This window comes from uncultured Gardnerella sp., from assembly GCF_947280595.1.
Classification (GTDB): domain Bacteria; phylum Actinomycetota; class Actinomycetes; order Actinomycetales; family Bifidobacteriaceae; genus Bifidobacterium; species Bifidobacterium vaginale_A.
Genome location: NZ_CAMYOS010000004.1, coordinates 58,695 through 77,638, shown reverse-complemented (window position 1 = coordinate 77,638; position 18,944 = coordinate 58,695). Strand labels below are relative to the sequence as shown.

Sequence of the window (18,944 nt, the reverse complement as noted above, 5' to 3'; positions counted from 1 at the left end):
AGTAACGCTAGAGTAATTGAGTGAAACAATCGCAATAAGTGAAAACCAATCGTAAAACGTGTAAACCAATCGTAATAAGTGTAAAACTAGAGTAAAAACGTGGAGGAGAAAGATGAAGCCGATTTGTAAAAGTGTATCTATTCGAGTTCCTGCTACTAGTGCGAATTTGGGGTCTGGGTTTGATACTGCAGGAATCGCGCTTGATTACGCGGATTCATTAGTTTTTACTCTGGATGATTCTTCTAATTTGCGTGTGATAATTCATGGAGAAGGTGAAGATACTTTACCAAGAGATGAAACGCATTTAGTAGTATCAACTTTTTACAAAGCTTGCGAAATTTTTAATCTTCCGCGCTTAAGCTTTACTCTTGAAGCATATAATAAAATTCCTCAAGCGAGAGGAATGGGATCTTCTGCTAGTGCAATTGTTTCAGGAGTAGCTGCAGCGTGGAGTTTTTCACATGAAGGAGAGCTTGATCGTGAAAAGATTTTTGAAATCGCTTCTAAGATTGAAGGACATCCAGATAATGTAGCTCCTGCAGTTTTTGGCGGTTTGACTATGAGTTGGAAGAATTGCGAAGAATTTCACACTGTTCGATATGACGTTTCAAGTGATATTCGCTCAACTATTTTTGTTCCAAACTTTACTCTTTCAACTGAAGAAGCTAGACGAGCGCTTCCAGAAAAAGTTCCATATGGTGACGCTATTTTTAATGTTTCACGCGCTTCTTTGCTCCCAGTTGCTTTTGGAGATTTGAGTGATTCTTTTGCAAAAACAACTCTTTCTAGAAGTGATTTGCTTTTTGAGTCAACTCAAGATGCATTGCATCAGAAATATCGTGCAAGTCTTATGCAACCAACTTGGGATTTAGTAAAAGCGTTGCGTGATGCTGGTTTTGCAGCTACGATTTCTGGAGCAGGTTCTTGTGCAATAGTGTTTTATGTTGGAAGTAGTGCGAGTGAAGACATGCAAATCGAAAAAATCGCGCAGCCATGGCTTTTGCGCGATGATTGGCGTGTGCTTCACGTACCGGTCGATCCTACTGGTGTTGCAATAACTCGCGAATGATTTATGTGAAAGATAAAAGGAAGAGTAAGTATGGCAGTTGCGTTGATTTTGGCTTCAAAGTCGCCTGCACGTAGGTCTGTTTTGGCTTCTTCTGGCGTGATTCCTGTGATTCATGTTAGTGAAGTAGATGAACCAGCAGTTTTGCGTGATGCTGCGGATGCTCGTTGCGTTAAAGTTGAGCAGTTGAGTGTAGAGCAGCGAGTTTCGATTTTAGCGAAAGCAAAAGCTCAAGCTGTGTATCAATCATATAAACGTGTGTCGGATGCAGCTGCAAGTGCTACTGGCGATTTGGTTGTGGGATATCCGCTTGAAGCGGAATGTGAGTCTAAAGATTCAGAATCTGCTGAATCTTATGCTAATAACTCTTTAGAAAGTGACGAGAAATCAGACGTAACGCATAATGTTAAAACATCGCAAACTCGTGATTTTTCAGGTGTTAGAGTTCCTACAAAGTCGTTCGATATTCATGATTTTGAGCATCTAAATAAATCTTCTAACGATTGCAACAGTGTTCTGATTGTTGGTTGCGATTCAATGTTCTTACTCGATGGAAAGTGTTACGGAAAGCCGCATGCTCCAGAGGTAGCATTTGAGAGAATCAAACAAATGAGTGGCAAAACAGGGCAATTGTGGACTGGTCATTGTTTGATTGATGCTAAAGATGGAAGAATGGTGTGCAAAACTAGTTGTGCAAGCGTGACTTTTTCTTCTATGAGTGATGATGAAATTCGCGCGTATGTTGCAACAGGTGAGCCTTTAGAAGTTGCAGGATCTTTTACTTTAGAAGGATTTGGTGGTGCTTTTATTGAAAGTATTAAAGGCGATCCTCATGGAGTGCTTGGAATAAGTTTGCCACTTCTTCGTGAAATGGTGAAAGAGCTTGGTTATGCGTTCAATGATTTATGGAATAAGGAAACTCTTGAAGAGGTTGGCATGAAAAGTAATCCTACGTCTACTAAAGTCCCTAAAGAAAATGTTCATCAGCCAGGCGATGGCTGGGTGCAATGCGATTGTGGTCGCAGACATTGGGGTTATAATGGTGCCGCTGGAGTGTTGCTTGCTAGAAGAGATCATGAAACTGGTCGTGTGACGCATGTTGTGATGCAGCATCGCGCTCTTTGGAGTGCTGAAGGTGGTACTTGGGGTATTCCTGGTGGAGCAATTTGCGATGGTGAAAGTGCAATAGAAGGCGCTCTTCGTGAATCCTTTGAAGAAGCAAATATTACTTCGGAAGATATTGATGTTGTTGGAGCTTATTGCGAAGACCACGGAAATTGGCGTTATACGACTGTTTTCGCGTTTGAAAAGCCAGGTCATCGAGTTGAGCCTTGTGCACACGATGACGAGAGTATGGAAATCAAATGGGTTCCTATTGACGATGTTTCTAAGTTAAAGTTGCTTACAGCGATGCGCACTGATTGGCCGTCTTTCCGCGCGCGTCTTGATGAGCTTGCTGCGCGAAGGTAGCTGCCCAAAGGTAGCTTCAATTTGGAAGTAGACTTCCAACTTTTGTTGTTTTGCACTGAACTTGGAAGTAGACTTCCAACTTGCGAAAGTATTGCTGCTTTCGTTTTGTTGTTTTTTATCTGTGGAATCTTATAAAATCATATTTATGCGCTGATGCATGCTAGTTTTCTGCTAGTTTTTAGATGTTTTATGGCTTGTGATTGATTTTGTATTGCTTGTGATTTAGTGGGATTGTGTTAAGCGCATAGAAATAAAGTAAACAAATCAAAGAAAGCAACTAATTGCGTAAATTTGCGTAAAAATTAGGGGGAAATTTATGTCTAATATGTCAAATATTAAAAAAGATACTATTAATGCAAAAGGCTTTACAATTCAGGTTTATACGGAAGATTTTAGGAATGATTACGTTAGTTTAACCGATATTGCGAGATATAAAAACAAAGAAGAGCCTAAAGATGTTGTTAAAAACTGGCTGAGAGTGAAGAATACTATTGAGTTCTTGGGATTGTGGGAGAGTATTAACAATCCAAATTTTAAAGGGGTCGAATTCGACTCCTTTAAGAACGAGGCTGGTTCTAATTCTTTTACTTTATCGCCTCAAAGATGGGTAGAATCAACAAATGCTATTGGCATAGTTTCCAAATCTGGTAAGTGTGGTGGAACTTACGCTCATAAAGATATAGCATTTAAGTTTGCAGCCTGGATTTCGGCAGAATTTGAGCTATATATTATCAAAGACTATCAAAGGCTTAAATCCGATGAAAATTCAAGGCTTTCGCTGAACTGGAATTTGAACCGCGAGATTTCGAAGATTAATTACAAGATTCATACAGATGCTATTAAAGAGTATTTGTTGAAAGATTTGACTCCTGAGCAGTTGATGTATAAGTATGCAAGTGAGGCGGATTTGTTGAATGTTGCTCTGTTTAACAAGACTGCTAAGCAGTGGCGAGATGCAAATCCTAAGTCAAAAGGCAACATTCGAGATGAAGCGAGTATTAATGAGCTTTTGGTGTTGTCGAACATGGAAAGTTACAACGCTGTTTTAATTTCTAAGGGTTTGCAGCAGGCTGATCGCATGGTTGAGCTTAGAAATTTGGCGCGAACGCAGATTTTGTCGCTTGAAAAGTTAAATAACGTTGGAATAAAGAGTTTGGATGCCGTGCTAAAAAATTGAGTTTAATCACTTCAATTCTGTACTTAATGCTTATATTTACAGCATTTGCGAGCGCTCTCGCTACGGCTTCAGTGCGCGTCTTGATGAGCTTGCTGCGCGAAGGTAGCTTCAATTTGGAAGTAGACTTCCAACTTGTGAAAGGTAAATTTCTTGTTGCAAATGCTACGAATGCGCGAGAATTAGTTACCCCAAAACGGCTGCAATCACGGCTATACAAATCGGGCTTGTGACTGTTGATAACAGTATTCCGTCACGCGCAAAACTTAAGCCAACATTGTATCTAGCTGCATAATTGTAGACGTTTTGTCCTGTTGGAAGAGCTGCAAGCACAACGCACGCGTATAAAGTCGCACCGCGGAATCCCATTACAAAGTATGCGAGAATAAAAGCAATAATAGGCATAATAATGTTTTTAAGTATTGCAACGGCTGCTATTGCAATTCTGTTGGAATTTTTTTGTAATGGTTTACTTCCGTAAAGAGACATTCCAAATGCCATAAGAATCATAGGAACTGCAGAATCGCCAATCATCTTAATTGGATCGTAAAGGAAATTTGGTACAGGAAAATATCCGATTTTAGCGCTAATTGCAGAAATAATAATTCCGCCAAGTGAGCCAATTAAAAGTGGTTGTTTTAAAGGCTGCTGAGCAATACGCTTAAGAGAGCATTTGCCAGTAGTTGTAATGTCGAGAACTGTTAAGCCAATAGGCGTAAACACTGATTGTTGCATGACTAGAATTGGTGCTACAAGTGCAGGATTTCCAAGAATATATGTGGCGATTGGCAGGCCGATATTATTTGAATTAAGGTAAAGAGAATTTAGTGCTCCGATTGTGCAATCTGATGCATGAAGATGGAAGAATATGCTATTTAATGCAACAAAAATCATTCCAACAATCATTGCAGAAAAGAATGCAACAAAAATTGACGAGTGAAAAATCTCAAAGATTGGCTGTTTTGCTAGAATTGCAAACATTAGGCAAGGGCTGGAAATGAAAAAGCTCACGCGATTTAGGACCATTTGAGCTTGAGATCCGCCAATGTGCATACGAGCGGTTATGTATCCTGCTGCAATTACGATTCCTATGACGCAAAATCCTTGCATAGCGCTAATTAAGCCCATAGTCATGATTCTATCTCTGGTGTGAGATGCTATTTAATGAGCTGTTTAATATAAGGGTTGAAACAGAACATTATTTTAATTTGACTGTGCGCTATGGCATACTAGATACCGGCAGAACTGCAATCTGCCAGAGCGTGAAATGGCGTCGATCCCCTCACATGCGTATTGGTGAGGCTTGGTGTCCGCTGTTGCGCAACTAGACTTTGTTGAAAGCTTGAGAATGATGGCGTAAGTATGCCGCATCTCTGCCAGGAATACGAAACGATTGCAGCGTTTCGTTAGGAGCATTGTGCCCGAGATAACAGAAGAAAGCTTCAATATCAATGAAGCTGAAAATGGTAAAGCGTATGCAGAATCCAATTCTGCAGAGCGCTCAGTTGAACATGTTGTAAATGTAGTTTCGTCAACTAATGATGGTTCATCGTCAGTGAGAAGACGTCGTACTGGCCGTAGAGTAGTTAGAGTTGCTGGAGAAGCTGGAAAGTCAATGGCTTTGCGTGTTGAAGGCGATAATGTAGATAAATCGCTTTCTGATATTTCTTCTAGCAAAAATGATTCTGATTCTAAGTCTGATTCTAAGTCTGATTCTAAGTCTGATTCTAAAGAGAATGTTGAATCCACTTCTAAGCGTGTTTCTAAGCCTGTTTCTAAGCGTGAAAGAAATAAACATAAGCATGCTGAAAATAGTGCTGTAGATGATTCTGATTTTGAAATTAAAGTATCAGATAATAAGAATTCTAAGTCTGATGCGAAGTCTGATGCGAAGTCTGAAACGAAGTCTGAAACTGATTCTTCTTCTGAAACCATGTCTGCTTCTGAAACTGACTCTGATTCTTCTACTTCTGTGCGCTATGTTACTTCTTTACTTTTTAGAGAGCCTGTTTTACCTCAAAGAAGTCTTGATGAGAGAAATAATGAGCGCAGTGAGCGTGATGATTCTGATAATTTAGGCACGAAGCATCGCAAAAAGGTTGATAAGCGTCATAAAAATAATGCTTCCGATGCTAATGAAGACAGCCGTGAAACTCCTCGTGAAAAAGGTTCGCGAGTTCGTTCATCTAAAGGAAAGTCTTCTTCAAGAAATCGCTATGAAGTAAAAAATACTTCTCGTTCTCGTTCAAATGATTTCAGCGATGAAATTGTTGATGATTACTTTAACTACGGCAGTGATAATAATCGCGATGATAACAATATTGATGATACGCAATCAATTCGCGTGCGCTCGCGTGGAAGACGTAAAAATGATGATTATGCGTATGATGACAGTGTTGAAGACTCGTATTACGTGCGCAATGATGTAAATTATGGCGTCCTTAAGCGGAATGCGTCTAAATCTAGAGTTAAAAGTATCGATGATTTTAGTGATAATAAAACTGGTCGAGAAAATAGAGATAATTTAGATGATTTAGATAGTCGCGATATTTATGATGAGCGTACTGTGCGCCGCCGTAGGCGAAGAGGGCGTTTCGATTCTCAAATAGATAACAGCGATTATAACAGCACAGATAACAGTGCTGATAATGAAGTTTCATTTGGAAGAAAGTCTGTTGACGATTCTAATCGCGGGTATGTCCGCAATGCTAATCGTAAGTCTTCAAAATATTCTGATTCAGATTATGAATCTTCAGATGGCGTTATTTTTGACGATTTATCTTTAGATGGATCTTTTGATATATCTTCTAAGGAATCTTCCAAGGAATCTTCCAAAGAATCTTCCAAGAAGTCTGATCTTCCAGTAAAACGCTCTCGTAAGAATCGCCGTTTGAATGCTTCTGAGCGAAGAGCTGCTGCTGAAGTTGAGCAGATTGAAGAGGATCTAGAATATGACGATATTGTTTATAGTCCTATAGATTCTAAAGTAGAAGATACGATCGATCTTAGTGATTTGATGAATAAATCTGAGCGCTCGAGTTCTTCTCGCCGTCATTCTGATAGGAATGATGATTCTGATTATTCTGGTTCAGATGAAGATTCAGATTCACAGGATGATGTTGATTCGTATGAAAATAGTGACGATGATGCTGTTTACACTCGCCGTAGGCGTAGACGTCGTCCTTCTAGATTAGATCGCAATAATAATAGTGGTAATCGTAGCAACAGTAGCAACAGTGAAAATGATTCGGAATCCGGTTTTATTGATTCAGATAATGACAATATTGATATCGATGCCGTTCAAGTTTCTCAAGAGGATCGTGATTTAATCCCTGATCCTGAAGAATTGCGTGCTCAAGATGATGAAGAGGCTGTTTACACTCGCCGTAGGCGTAGACGTCGTCCTTCTAGATCTTCAGATGATTCGTCCTCTAGTTCTTCAAATTCTGATGGATCAGATAATTTACCTTCTGATGATGCGAATGCGCTTTCATCTTCTGGTGATTCTGGGAATAGTATTCGCCGTTCTCGTAAGCAGCAGTATATTGATGAGATTACGGATATTGAAGGTTCAACTCGATTAGAAGCGAAAAGACAGCGCCGCCGTGATAATCGTCGTGAGCGTAGTCGTCAAAATCTTCTTATGGAGCAGGATTTTCTTGCTCGCCGTGAGAATGTAGATCGTTTGATGGTTGTGCGTGAGCGAGATCGTCATACGCAAATTTCAGTTATTGAAGACAATATTCTTGTTGAACACTATGTTTCTGATATTCAAGAAGTTGCTACTGTTGGCAATATTTATCTTGGTCGTGTACAAAATGTACTTCCGAGTATGGAAGCTGCGTTCGTAGATATTGGCCAATCTAGGAATGGCGTATTATATGCCGGCGAAGTTAATTGGGATATGACTCGTCTTGAAGGTCAGCCTCGACTAATTGAGTTGGCGTTCAAGTCTGGTGATCCTGTTCTTGTTCAAGTTACTAAAGATCCTATTGGTCATAAAGGTGCGCGTTTAACTTCGCAAGTAACTCTTGCAGGAAGGTTCTTAGTCTTAGTTCCTTCTGGTGGTATGACTGGCGTGAGCCGTAAGCTTTCAGATCGCGAACGTTCTCGTTTGCGTTCAATTGTGTCTAAGATTGCTCCAAAAGATATGGGAGTAATTATTCGCACAGCTGCAGATGGCGCAAGTGAGGAAGCGATTTCTAAGGATTTGGAGTCTTTGATTCGTCAATGGCAGCGTATTAGTGAAAAGCGTGAGGAATTCTTGCATGGTAAGCGTCCTAAATTATTGCAAGGTGAGCCTGATGTTGCGATTCGTGTTGTGCGAGATATTTTTAACGATGATTTCAATAAGTTGATTGTTGAAGGTGAAGGTGTCTATCACAGAATTGATGAATATTTGGAGATGATGGCTCCGGATTTGAGAAGCAAGGTTGAATATTGGGATCCTGCTGACCATGAAGGCAAGGATGTTTTCGATAAATGGCAGATTGATAGTCAGCTACGTAAAGGTATGGAGCGTCAAGTTTATTTGCCATCTGGTGGGTCTATTGTTATAGATCGCACGGAAGCTATGACAACTATTGATGTTAATACCGGTAGATTTATTGGTCGCGGTAAGTCTTTGGAAGAAACAGTTACTCGCTGCAATTTGGAAGCGTCTGAAGAAATTGCTCGACAGTTGCGTTTGCGTGATATTGGTGGCATGGTCATGATTGATTATGTTGATATGGTTATGCCAGCTAATCGCGATCTTGTTTTGCGCCGTCTTGTTGAGTGTTTGGCTCGAGATCGAACTAAGCATCAAGTTGCTGAAGTTACTTCTCTTGGTCTTGTCCAAATGACTCGTAAGCGTGTGGGACAGGGATTGGTTGAAGCTTTCTCGGAGGAATGTCCGACTTGTAAAGGTCGTGGATTCATATTACATGATGAGCCAACAGTTTCTTCGGAATATGCTGATCCTTATGCGCTTAAAGGCGGAGATCCTTTTATTAAGACGAATAAATATGGTCATGGCACTGTTACTGAGACCTCGTCTGCAGTAGTTAAGCCTAAAGGTTCTAGTGCAGATGTTAGAGCTAAGCTTGCGCGTATTGCTGCAGCTGCTGCGAGTATGTCTGCTGACTCTAGTGGAATGAGTGATTCGGATTCTGTTGTTTCTTCTGATTCTGTTATTTCTCAGGATTCTGTTGAGGATGAAAATGTTTCTATTGAGAATTTAGATTATTCTGAAGGTGAATCGGTCAATGAAGTTGAGGGTGAATCTGAAGTTGAACCTGTAACTGAAGTTGAAGATAAATCTGAAGTTGAACCTGTGATTGAAATAGAAGATAAATCTGAAGTTGAAAGTGGAACGGAATTAGATAACGGATCGGAAACTCATGAAATTGAGTCTGCAGATTCTACTGAGTCTTCAGAGCATGCGTTAGACAATTCAAATTATATAGAATCTTCAGATTCTGTGGAGTCTAATGAAAATCTTGAGTCTAATGAAACTGTAGAATATTCAGACTCTACTGATTTTACTGATTCAACAGATTCCACTGATTCAACAGATTCTACTGATTCTACAGACTAGAAGTTAATTATGTAATATTCTTATTTGTATTTTTGCAAATACTTAAAATTAAATAGATAAAGTATATGCCATGAGTACAATAGTGAATATTGTCTAATTCGACTTATAAAAACACCTGCTTGACGTTAGTACATAGGTTGGTGTATTTTTGATAGTCGGTGTCTGGCCGCAGGCTTAATGCTGTGTGCTGGGCAATAGTAAGCTTTCCAGATAGCAAGGAACAGATTATGTACGCGATTGTGAAGGCCGGTGGCCATCAGGAGAAGGTTGAGGTTGGAGATGCCATCCTCGTCAACCGTCTCGATGCAAAGAAGGGCGATACCGTGGAATTCCCGGTCGCGCTCGTTGTTGACGGTGCTAAGGTAACTCTTAGCTCAAAGGATCTTGCAAAGATTTCGGTTAAGGCAGAAGTCATTAATGACGAAGCCAAAGGTCCGAAGATCAGCATTATGAAATATAAGAATAAGACTGGCGTGGCTCGCCGTAAGGGTCATCGTCAGAAGTTGACTCTCGTCAAGATCACGGCCATTGCCTGATTGACGGTGTTATAAACCTGAAAGGACAGCAAGATGGCACATAAGAAGGGTGCGTCTAGCTCGCGCAACGGTCGCGATTCGCAGGCGCAATATCTTGGCGTTAAGAAGTTCGGCGGTGAAGCTGTTGTGGCTGGCAATATTATCGTTCGTCAGCGCGGCACTAAGTTCCACGCAGGTCAGAACGTTGCTTTGGGCAAGGATCACACGCTTTACGCTTTGGCGGACGGCAATGTGAAGTTTGGTGTTCGTCGCGATCGTAAGGTTGTTGACGTAGTAACTGCCTGAGTAATATTCAAGCCTAAGCAGATTCGACAATAAGTCGACATAAAATGTTTAAGCCGCACCCAGTTCGGTGCGGCTTTTTACTTTCTTGTTTTGTTGTTTGTGTAAGTAGTTGTCTTGTTAATAAAACAGTGAAGATTTTAAGTGTTAAGCATCGAGTAAGGTAGCGAGTATGAGTGACTTTGTAGATCGTGTGACTGTGCATGTTAAAGGCGGCGATGGCGGCAATGGCTCTGCAGGTGTACGCCGTGAAAAATATAAGCCACTAGCTGGTCCTAACGGTGGCAACGGCGGCAATGGAGGATCTGTTATTTTTGTTGCAGATCGTAATGCTAATAGTCTACTTGATTACCGTTTTATGCCTCATCGAAATGCAGAAAATGGCACTATGGGATTAGGGGACACAAAAGATGGTTCTCAAGGAGCAGATTTGATATTACCTGTTCCGGTTGGGACTGTTGTATTTGCTGTGCGTTCTAGCGCTGGACCTAAGCGTACTGGTGAAGTTTTAGCAGATCTTAATAAGGCAGGAGAGCGATTTGTGGCTGCTGCAGGTGGTGCTGGCGGCCTTGGTAATGCTGCTCTTGCTAATAAAACTCGTAGAGCTCCAGGATTTGCTCTTCTTGGAGAGCCAGGCGAAGAGCGCGATTTAATTTTAGAATTAAAGTCAATTGCTGATGTTGCTTTAGTTGGATTCCCTTCTGCTGGAAAATCAAGTTTAGTTGCTTCAATTAGTGCAGCTAAGCCAAAAATTGCAGATTATCCGTTTACTACTTTAGTTCCAAATCTTGGTGTTGTAAGTTTTGGAAATTACAGATATACGATTGCGGACGTTCCAGGTTTAATTCCAGGTGCTTGCGAAGGTAAGGGATTAGGTCTTGAATTCTTGCGTCATATTGAGCGAACAGAAATAATTGCGCATGTAATAGATTGTGCTACTTTAGAGCCTGATCGCGATCCAATTTCAGATTATCATGCTTTAGAACATGAGCTTTCTAAATATTCTGATAAGCTCGATCTGCCCCTTGGAGCTATACCTATACCTGATCGTGTTCGAATCATAGTTTTGAATAAGATTGATGTTCCTGAAGCTAAAGAATTAGCTGAATTTGTTCGTAGTGAATTTGAGTCAATGGGTTTGCAAGTATTCGAGATTTCAACTGCATCGCATGAAGGTTTGAAAGAATTAGGATTTGCGCTTGGAAAATTAGTTGCTCAAACGCGTGAAAAGCTTGCTAATGAGCAAGCAGAGCGTGAAGAAGAAAGAGTTCTGATTCAGCCTCTTATGGAACCTGCATTACGCAGGCGTCGTGATGATGGTCGAGGAACTAATGCTGATTTTTCTATTGAGCGCGAGGAAGACAATCATGGCAATTTCTGGTTTAGTGTTACAGGCACAAAACCAGAGCGTTGGGTTGTGCAAACTAATTTTGATAACGATGAAGCTGTTGGATATCTGGCAGATCGTTTAGCAAAACTTGGTGTTGAAGATGAATTGCGTAAGATTGGCGCTCGTCCTGGAGATGAGATTCGCATAGGTCGTGGAGCGCGATCTGTTAGTTTTGATTGGGATCCAAGTATTGCTGCTGGCGCAGAAGGGCTTGATGGAGCTAATTTGGGCGCTCGCGGAAAAGATTTGCGACTTGAAGCTAACGATCCTCGAGGAGCTAGACGCACAAATGCTGAGCGTAGGCGTGATTATCACAACATGATGGACGCTAAGACTGCAGTTCGAAACGCTATGATGGCTGAGCGCAAGTCCGGGCATTGGGCAGATCCATCTGTTGACGATGATAAACACGATGAGAACAGTTTATTTGGCAGGGGTGAAGATTAGGCAGCGTTTGGCATGATAATTTGTTCAATAGCATAATATAAGGGGTAATTATTATGGTTAGTAACAATTCCGACATTGGGCTTACCGAAGAAGGGGTTCGGCGTTCAATTCGTGAAGCTAGAACTATTGTAGTGAAAGTTGGTTCCAGTTCTCTTACGGATGAAACCGGTCATCTAGATGTATCTCGTTTGCGCAATCTCGTTTGCGCAATCAGTCATACTCAGATGATGGGTGCTAGAGTAGTGCTAGTATCTTCTGGAGCGATTGCAGCAGGATTTGGTTTGCTTGGTTTTAGCGAACGTCCTAAGGATGTGCCGACTCAGCAGGCAACAGCTTCTGTTGGACAAGGTTTGTTGATGGCTCAATATGAGTCTGCTTTTTCTCAATTCGGTATTCGTGTAGGGCAGATGTTACTTACTGCAGACGTTACGATTTCGCCGTCTAGATATCGTAATGCTCAAAGGACTATGTTGCGTTTACTAGAGCTTGGAATCGTACCTATTGTCAACGAGAACGATGCTCTTTCAAGTAATGAGATTCGTTTTGGAGATAATGATAGGCTAGCATCTTTAGTTGCAAATATTGTTAGAGCGGATGCTCTAGTTTTACTAACTGATGTAGATGCTTTATATACTGCTCCTCCAAGTGAGCCTAGTGCTAAGCGTATAAGTTTTGTGCAAGATGTTAATCACGCGCTTGAAAAAGTAAAAGTTGGTTCAAGTGTTTCAGGTGTTGGAACTGGCGGGATGATTACAAAGCTTGAAGCTGCTCATATAGCGGCTGTTTCGGGAATTCCGACTATTCTTACGCGTGCGTGTGACGCTGGTCCTGCATTATCAGGTGATTGCGTTGGTACTGCTTTTGCTCCAATTCATTCGCGTTCGTCTACTCGTAGATTGTGGATCGGATTTGCTTCTAATCCTAATGGGACTTTAATAGTTGATTCTGGAGCTGCTAAAGCATTAAGAGGCGGACGAGCAAGTCTTTTAGCTGCCGGTATTGTTGGAGTGCGTGGTGAATTTTCAGCAACAGATCCTGTTTGGATTGACGATGAGCAAGGTAATCATTTAGCCAAAGGATTAGTTGCGTTTGATTCAGAAGAAATGCCAGATATTATTGGACTAACCACTGATGAGTTGACGTCTTCGCTTGGACGTCAATATGCTCATCCTGTAGTGCATCGCGACAATCTAGTTCTTGTATAATCGTGAGCTAATCGCCAGTTTTTAGTATTAAATAGTTTTTAGTATTGCTTTTTGCTTATTAGCTTTTCGCTTATCGCTTATCGCTTATCGCTTATCGCTTATTATTTATCTTTTATCGTTTATCTTCTATCGTTTCGCGCCTTACGGTTACACTGTAAACTATGGTAGAAGAAAATTGGCGCATATTAAGCGATCGAATAAATAAAGTAGCTCCTAGCGCAACGTTAGCAGTAGATGGTAAAGCAAAAGCAATGAAGGCTGCAGGTATTGATGTTGTAAGTTTTGGAGCAGGTGAGCCAGATTTTCCTACTCCTTCTTACATTGTTGAGGCTGCTGCAAACGCGTGTAGAGATCCTAGAAATTATCGTTATACTGCTACTGCAGGTCTACTTGAATTACGTGAAGCGATTGCTAAAAAAGTAAAGCGAGATTCTGGATACGATGTTTCTCCAGATCAAATTGTTGTCACTAATGGAGGTAAGCAAGCTGTTTATGAAGCTTGCCAAATTCTTCTTAATGATGGCGATGAAGTTATTATTCCTTCTCCATATTGGACTAGTTATCCTGAAGCAGTTAAGCTTGCAGGAGGAGTTCCAGTAGCTGTGATGTCTGGAGCAGATAGAGGTTTTGAGCCAGATATTGATGCGCTTGAAGCAGCTCGCACACCTCGCACTAAAGCTATTATTGTTACATCTCCTTCAAATCCTACTGGCGCTATTTGGAGTGCTGAAACTATTCGCGCGATTGGAAAGTGGGCGCTTAAAAATCATATTTGGGTTTTATCTGACGAAATTTATGAACATTTACATTATGATGGCGTAAAAACGTCTTATATTGGCGTTGAAGTTCCAGAAATCCGTGAACAATTATTGATTTTGAATGGTGTTGCTAAAACTTACGCAATGCCAGGGTGGCGAGTAGGTTGGATGGTTGCTCCTCTAGATGTTGCTGCTTGCGCTGTGAAATTACAAAGTCACATGACTTCCAATGTTTCTAATATTTCACAACGCGCTGCTATTGCAGCAGTAGGTGGATCTTTAGACGTAGTTTCAACTATGCGCGAATCTTTTAGCAATCGCAGAAAAGCTATTGTTGAAGCATTAAACAATATTGATGGTGTAACATGCCCACTTCCGCATGGAGCTTTTTATGCTTTTGCAAATGTTGAATCATTGCTTGAACGTAAGTTGGGTAAAAATCACGAAGTTCCACACACCTCTTCGAACCTTGCTCAAATGCTTCTTGATGAAGCACATGTAGCTGCCGTTCCAGGTGAAGCATTTGGAGCTTCTGGGTATTTGCGATTTTCTTGTGCGTTATCTGATGAGCAGTTAGCTGAAGGCATGCACCGTATGAAGCAATGGATAGAAGAGTAGTTTATATTTATTTAAGCGACACTCTGCTAAATGTCTTAATACTGTTGGAATTGCGCGAAATCGTGCCCCTACGCTAACATAACTATTTGGTGGTTTTGCCAAGTCGTATGTTTTAGTGTATGATAAGGCGAGTTCCCCTAGGGATGTGGCGCAATTGGTAGCGCAACGGTCTCCAAAACCGTAGGTTGTGGGTTCGAGTCCCGCCGTCCCTGCCACTTTTCATTATTATCAGTTACAAACGAAGGATTCAGCATGGCTCAAGCAAACGGTGATAACAAGACAGTTAAGCCAAATTTGTTCATGCGCATTGGCATGTTCGTCAAGCAAACTATTGACGAAACGCGCAAAGTTGTAGCGCCACACGGTAAAGAGTTGTTTGCTTGGTCAATTTCAGTGTTTGTTTTTGTGATTTTCTTAATGCTATTTGTTACATGCATGGACTTCTGGTTAGGCAAGTCTGTTATGTGGCTATTCGGCTGATTTAGATTTTGAGGGTGTGCAAATATGACTGACGAGTTAAATCTCGAAACTTCTAACGACGTTGATGAATCTGCAGCTGATGCAGGTGATGTTAATACTCAAAGCGTTGTTGATACTCCAACAAGTGATACTTCTAAGGAAGATGCACCTGTTGAGCATGTTGATTCAGATGCTGCTACTTCAGAGTCTGAAGCAACAGAGTCTGAGGAAGAGTCTGTAGAATATGCTCATAGTGTAGAAGATGTTGAAGATCCTACAGATGCTGGCGCTCGTGCTGTTGCAGAATTTTCCAAGTCCTTGCGCACTTTGGAAGGTAAATGGTACGTTCTTCACACGTATTCAGGTTACGAAAAGCGCGTAAAAGCTAATGTTGAATCGCGTGTACAGAATTTTGGTTTGGAAGATAAAATTTTCCAGATTGAAGTTCCTATGGAAGAAGTTGAAAAGCATACAGATAAGGGCAAGAAAGTTATTACTCGCGTTCGTGTGCCTGGATATGTGTTAATTCGTATGTGGCCTGATGAGAACGCTCGCCGTATTGTGCGTGAAACTGAAGGTGTTACTGGATTTGTTGGTCCATCTAAAGATCCTGCTTGCCTTACTCGCAAAGAGGTAGTTGCAATGATGGCTCCTATGATTGCTTCTGAAGCTTTGAAGAATGCTGGAGATAAGCCTGCTGCAGCTCGTAAGCGTACTCTTGAAGTTGCTTATAAGGTTGGAGATCAAGTAACAGTAACTGAAGGACCATTCGCAACTATGGCTGCTGTTGTTTCAGAAGTAGAGCCTACTACACAAAAGCTTACTGTTTTGGTTTCAATCTTTGGACGTGATACTCCTGTGGAACTTGGTTTCCATCAAGTCGAGCCGATTGTTTGAGTCAAAAGCTTAAGTCAAAAGCTTAAGTAAAAATCTCGAGCCTATAGCATTAAGTTTTTATAACACAAACCGGGGTGCGTTAATTTGCACTCCGGTTTTGTTTATTTGATTGAAGTGCTGCGTTATTCGTACCTCAGTTTTGTTTATTTACTGCGCTATGGCGTATGTTGTAAATACTAAGATACAGCTTCACTATAAGTATGTATGCGAAAATATGTTGTTGCTAAATCATTAAGCATAGCAACTTTCTTAAGTTTGTGTCCAACTTGGAAGTAGACTTCCAACTTTTGCCATTTTGCACTAAACTTGGAAGTAGACTTCCAACTTTTGTTGGTTGAGCAAAAATAGTTGTAGCTGTAGTAATGCAGCTGTCGTAATGCAGCGTGTCGCGAAGATGTGGCATAATAGTGAAGCTTGTGTCTGGAGGAGTAATCCGCTAGCACAGCACAGCAATATAAGTTGCGGGAGGATACCTTAAAACTGCTTAAATAGTGTTAAGGTGCCGTTTGAACCGCTAGAAGAAAGAAGAACCATATTATGGCTCCTAAAAAGAAAGTTTCTGCTCTTATTAAGCTTGAGATTCAAGCTGGTAAGGCAAATCCTGCGCCGCCACTGGGTCCTGCTTTAGGCTCTCACGGCGTGAACATCATGGACTTCTGCAAGGCCTATAATGACCAAACGAAGGACAAGATGGGTCAAATCGTTCCAGTTGAAATCACTGTTTACGAAGATCGTTCCTTCACATTTATTCTGAAGACTCCTCCAGCTGCTGCTTTATTGCTTAAGGCTGCTGGCATTCAGAAGGGCACTGAGAATCCTTTGACTCACAAGGTTGGTTCTGTGACCAAGGCTCAGGTGCGCGAAATCGCCGAAATCAAGATGCCTGATCTCTCAGCTCGTGACGTTGAGGCTGGCATGAAGATTATCGCGGGCACTGCTCGCTCGATGGGTATTACCGTTACCGACTGAAAGTGAGTGGAGAAAATGGTGAAGCGTTCTAAGAAGTATCGTGAAGCGGCTGAGAAAATCGACCGTAATAATCTTTATACTCCAGCTGAGGCTATTGCTTTGTTAAAGAGCATGCCATCTCGTGCTTTCGATGAATCCGTTGAGGCTGTTATGCGTCTTAACGTTGATCCTCGTAAAGCAGATCAGTTGGTTCGTGGTGTTGTAAACTTACCAAACGGCACTGGTAAGACTGCTAAGGTCTTAGTATTTGCTCGTGGTCCAAAGGCTACTGAAGCTCAAGAAGCTGGTGCAGATATCGTTGGTGATGACGAGCTTATCGAAAAGGTTGCCGCAGGCTTCCTTGATTTCGATGCTGTTGTTGCAACTCCAGACATGATGGGTAAGGTTGGCCGCTTGGGTCGTGTTCTCGGTCCTCGTAGCTTAATGCCAAATCCTAAGACTGGTACTGTGACTATGGATGTTGCAAAGGCTGTTGCAGATATTAAGGGTGGAAAGATTGAGTTCCGCGTTGATCGCCAAGGCAATCTTTCGTTCCTCTTTGGTAAGCGTTCGTTTGATGCTAAGGCTCTTGAAGAAAACTTCAAGGTTGTTGCTGATGAAGTTCGTCGTTTGAAGCCAAGCACCATCAAGGGTCGTTATATCACTAAGGTTACAATCACATCTACAATGGCTCCTGGTGTTCCAGTCGACATTGCAAGTATTGCTGCCTGATTTTAAAGCTTAGGTTTTAAGACTTATAAAGCTTTTATGCGCATTGATTTTCATATGTACTTTAATAAGTACGTTAGGGAGATCAATGCGCATTTTATTTTCCAAAATCTAATAAAATCTGGGATATTTTGGTGTTATTCTGTAGATATTTTTGGAGCTATTTTGGGAAATAACCCGAAATAACCCTTATTTTTGTCTATTTCCAAAATCTAATAAAATGTATTGCTATATACCAAAATATAAAACAAAAAGCCCACTGCGGTGGAATGAATGCAGTGGGCTTCGTGGAGCTAATGGTAATCGAAACCACGACCTCTTCGATGCGAACGAAGCGCTCTACCAACTGAGCTATAGCCCCAAAGTCTTACGACAACTCGACAAGTCTACTACAAAGTAAGTTTAAGCACAATATTTATAGCAGATTTGTGGAATTGGAGTGTTGTTTTTGGCTTTAACTTTCTTGATTTTTCTTTGCTTTGCGTGCTGCATGCGCTTTATATAATCCAATGAATGTTGGTATAAGTGACATTAACAAGATTGCAACGATTACTAGTTCAAAATTATTTTGAACAAATGGTATATTCCCGAAGAAATATCCTAATAATGTAAATAGTGAAGACCATGTTATGCCTCCTATGACTGAAAATGGAGTAAAACGAGTCCACTTCATCCCAGAAATTCCGGAAATAAAAGGCATGAACGTACGAATAAATGGGAAAAATCGTCCTAAAAATACTGCTGCAGGTCCCCACTTATCTATCATTTTTTCTGTTTTTGCAATTCTTTCAGGAGTAAGAGCCTTAACTATTCCTGATTCAATGATTTTTTTGCCGAAGAAGTGACCAATTAAATAATTGCATTGATCGCCAATAATTGGAGCAAGCCATACAACAGCAAGCAATAATGGCAAAGGTAGTGCACTGTGACCGGTTTGCGCGTCTGGAGCGGCGAAGAATCCGGATGCAAATAATAGCGAATCGCCTGGTAAGAATGGGAAAAATACAACGCCTGTTTCTATAAAAATAACTAAGAATATCAATCCTAATGCTGGAGCTATGCCCATAGCAATCCATCCAGCTATTGCTGAGCGCGGATCTTTTAGTAAGTTGATAATAAAGTGAATAAATCCCATAAAAATCCTGTCGTTGGCTGCAACGGGTGAATAAACGTTGCATTGTCAATAAACTCGGATTACTAATTATATTGCAATGCTTCAACTTGTTGTTTTAGCTGTTTTAGTTGTTTTAGTTTTTCAAGTTGTTTTAGTTATGTGGTGCTGTTTTAGTTATGTGTTGTTGTTTAATTTTAACGACATCTTGAGTTTAGTTAAATAAAATGATTAAAATAAAACGAAACATGTAAGTAAAATATTTGTAAGTTTGGG

Annotated in this window: 15 protein-coding genes and 2 tRNA genes; 14 read left to right on the top strand and 3 right to left on the bottom strand. The window is 41.0% G+C overall.

Annotated features, from left to right (window positions below):
* Positions 1–112 precede the first annotated feature (112 nt).
* The 3 genes from thrB (at position 113) to Q0X59_RS02280 (ending at position 3,713) form a co-directional block, all read left to right on the top strand.
* Positions 113–1,069, top strand: coding sequence for a homoserine kinase (thrB, locus tag Q0X59_RS02290; protein ID WP_297642874.1), 957 nt, complete (start codon positions 113–115; stop codon positions 1,067–1,069).
* A gap of 30 nt (positions 1,070–1,099) precedes the next feature.
* Positions 1,100–2,536, top strand: coding sequence for a Maf family nucleotide pyrophosphatase (locus tag Q0X59_RS02285; protein WP_297642872.1), 1,437 nt, complete (start codon positions 1,100–1,102; stop codon positions 2,534–2,536).
* A 316-nt stretch (positions 2,537–2,852) separates the two neighbouring features.
* Positions 2,853–3,713, top strand: coding sequence for a KilA-N domain-containing protein (locus Q0X59_RS02280; protein ID WP_196489655.1), 861 nt, complete (start codon positions 2,853–2,855; stop codon positions 3,711–3,713).
* Positions 3,714–3,896: 183 nt separating this feature from the next.
* Here the strand turns inward: Q0X59_RS02280 and Q0X59_RS02275 are convergent, their stop codons facing one another.
* Positions 3,897–4,838 (bottom strand): AEC family transporter, encoded by a 942-nt coding sequence (locus Q0X59_RS02275; protein ID WP_075523813.1) that lies wholly within the window; start codon positions 4,836–4,838, stop codon positions 3,897–3,899.
* A 289-nt stretch (positions 4,839–5,127) separates the two neighbouring features.
* On the opposite strand from Q0X59_RS02275, the gene Q0X59_RS02270 reads away from it, so the two are divergent.
* The 11 genes from Q0X59_RS02270 (at position 5,128) to rplA (ending at position 17,560) form a co-directional block, all read left to right on the top strand.
* The gene (locus tag Q0X59_RS02270) at positions 5,128–9,288 is read left to right on the top strand and encodes an Rne/Rng family ribonuclease (RefSeq protein WP_297642868.1); all 4,161 of its coding nucleotides are present in this window, start codon (positions 5,128–5,130) and stop codon (positions 9,286–9,288) included.
* Between the two features lie 227 nt (positions 9,289–9,515).
* Positions 9,516–9,824, top strand: coding sequence for a 50S ribosomal protein L21 (rplU, locus tag Q0X59_RS02265; RefSeq protein WP_075523811.1), 309 nt, complete (start codon positions 9,516–9,518; stop codon positions 9,822–9,824).
* 33 nt (positions 9,825–9,857) lie between these two features.
* On the top strand, positions 9,858–10,109 hold the full coding sequence (gene rpmA, locus Q0X59_RS02260; protein WP_075523810.1) for a 50S ribosomal protein L27: 252 nt from the start codon (positions 9,858–9,860) through the stop codon (positions 10,107–10,109).
* A gap of 169 nt (positions 10,110–10,278) precedes the next feature.
* On the top strand, positions 10,279–11,943 hold the full coding sequence (obgE, locus tag Q0X59_RS02255) for a GTPase ObgE (RefSeq protein WP_297642866.1): 1,665 nt from the start codon (positions 10,279–10,281) through the stop codon (positions 11,941–11,943).
* A 53-nt stretch (positions 11,944–11,996) separates the two neighbouring features.
* Complete coding sequence (gene proB / locus Q0X59_RS02250) at positions 11,997–13,148, top strand: glutamate 5-kinase (protein ID WP_075523808.1); 1,152 nt, start codon at positions 11,997–11,999, stop codon at positions 13,146–13,148.
* A 161-nt stretch (positions 13,149–13,309) separates the two neighbouring features.
* Positions 13,310–14,524, top strand: a complete 1,215-nt coding sequence (locus Q0X59_RS02245) for a pyridoxal phosphate-dependent aminotransferase (protein WP_297642864.1) — start codon at positions 13,310–13,312, stop codon at positions 14,522–14,524.
* 139 nt (positions 14,525–14,663) lie between these two features.
* Positions 14,664–14,739, top strand: a tRNA-Trp gene (locus tag Q0X59_RS02240).
* A gap of 37 nt (positions 14,740–14,776) precedes the next feature.
* Positions 14,777–15,004: a preprotein translocase subunit SecE gene (secE, locus tag Q0X59_RS02235; RefSeq protein ID WP_075523806.1), complete on the top strand. Its 228-nt coding sequence runs from the start codon at positions 14,777–14,779 to the stop codon at positions 15,002–15,004.
* Between the two features lie 24 nt (positions 15,005–15,028).
* Complete coding sequence (nusG, locus tag Q0X59_RS02230; protein ID WP_075523805.1) at positions 15,029–15,880, top strand: transcription termination/antitermination protein NusG; 852 nt, start codon at positions 15,029–15,031, stop codon at positions 15,878–15,880.
* A 537-nt stretch (positions 15,881–16,417) separates the two neighbouring features.
* Positions 16,418–16,849 (top strand): 50S ribosomal protein L11, encoded by a 432-nt coding sequence (gene rplK, locus Q0X59_RS02225; protein WP_004118588.1) that lies wholly within the window; start codon positions 16,418–16,420, stop codon positions 16,847–16,849.
* Between the two features lie 15 nt (positions 16,850–16,864).
* A complete protein-coding gene (gene rplA, locus Q0X59_RS02220; protein WP_075523803.1) occupies positions 16,865–17,560 on the top strand; it encodes a 50S ribosomal protein L1 in 696 nt (231 codons plus the stop codon).
* Between the two features lie 285 nt (positions 17,561–17,845).
* Here rplA and Q0X59_RS02215 read toward each other — a convergent pair.
* Both Q0X59_RS02215 and Q0X59_RS02210 read right to left on the bottom strand, forming a co-directional pair.
* Positions 17,846–17,918 (bottom strand) — tRNA-Ala (locus Q0X59_RS02215).
* Between the two features lie 93 nt (positions 17,919–18,011).
* Positions 18,012–18,692, bottom strand: coding sequence for a VTT domain-containing protein (locus Q0X59_RS02210; RefSeq protein ID WP_297642860.1), 681 nt, complete (start codon positions 18,690–18,692; stop codon positions 18,012–18,014).
* Positions 18,693–18,944: the final 252 nt, after the last annotated feature.

Bases quoted from the DNA above. Each gene is read 5' to 3' on its own strand.
- secE (WP_075523806.1), top strand. From the start codon at position 14,777: ATGGCTCAAGCAAACGGTGATAACAAGACAGTTAAGCCAAATTTGTTC.
- rplA (WP_075523803.1), top strand. From the start codon at position 16,865: ATGGTGAAGCGTTCTAAGAAGTATCGTGAAGCGGCTGAGAAAATCGAC.
- Q0X59_RS02285 (WP_297642872.1), top strand. From the start codon at position 1,100: ATGGCAGTTGCGTTGATTTTGGCTTCAAAGTCGCCTGCACGTAGGTCT.
- thrB (WP_297642874.1), top strand. From the start codon at position 113: ATGAAGCCGATTTGTAAAAGTGTATCTATTCGAGTTCCTGCTACTAGT.
- rplU (WP_075523811.1), top strand. From the start codon at position 9,516: ATGTACGCGATTGTGAAGGCCGGTGGCCATCAGGAGAAGGTTGAGGTT.
- nusG (WP_075523805.1), top strand. From the start codon at position 15,029: ATGACTGACGAGTTAAATCTCGAAACTTCTAACGACGTTGATGAATCT.
- proB (WP_075523808.1), top strand. From the start codon at position 11,997: ATGGTTAGTAACAATTCCGACATTGGGCTTACCGAAGAAGGGGTTCGG.
- rpmA (WP_075523810.1), top strand. From the start codon at position 9,858: ATGGCACATAAGAAGGGTGCGTCTAGCTCGCGCAACGGTCGCGATTCG.
- obgE (WP_297642866.1), top strand. From the start codon at position 10,279: ATGAGTGACTTTGTAGATCGTGTGACTGTGCATGTTAAAGGCGGCGAT.
- Q0X59_RS02280 (WP_196489655.1), top strand. From the start codon at position 2,853: ATGTCTAATATGTCAAATATTAAAAAAGATACTATTAATGCAAAAGGC.
- Q0X59_RS02210 (WP_297642860.1), bottom strand. From the start codon at position 18,692: ATGGGATTTATTCACTTTATTATCAACTTACTAAAAGATCCGCGCTCA.
- Q0X59_RS02275 (WP_075523813.1), bottom strand. From the start codon at position 4,838: ATGGGCTTAATTAGCGCTATGCAAGGATTTTGCGTCATAGGAATCGTA.
- Q0X59_RS02245 (WP_297642864.1), top strand. From the start codon at position 13,310: ATGGTAGAAGAAAATTGGCGCATATTAAGCGATCGAATAAATAAAGTA.
- rplK (WP_004118588.1), top strand. From the start codon at position 16,418: ATGGCTCCTAAAAAGAAAGTTTCTGCTCTTATTAAGCTTGAGATTCAA.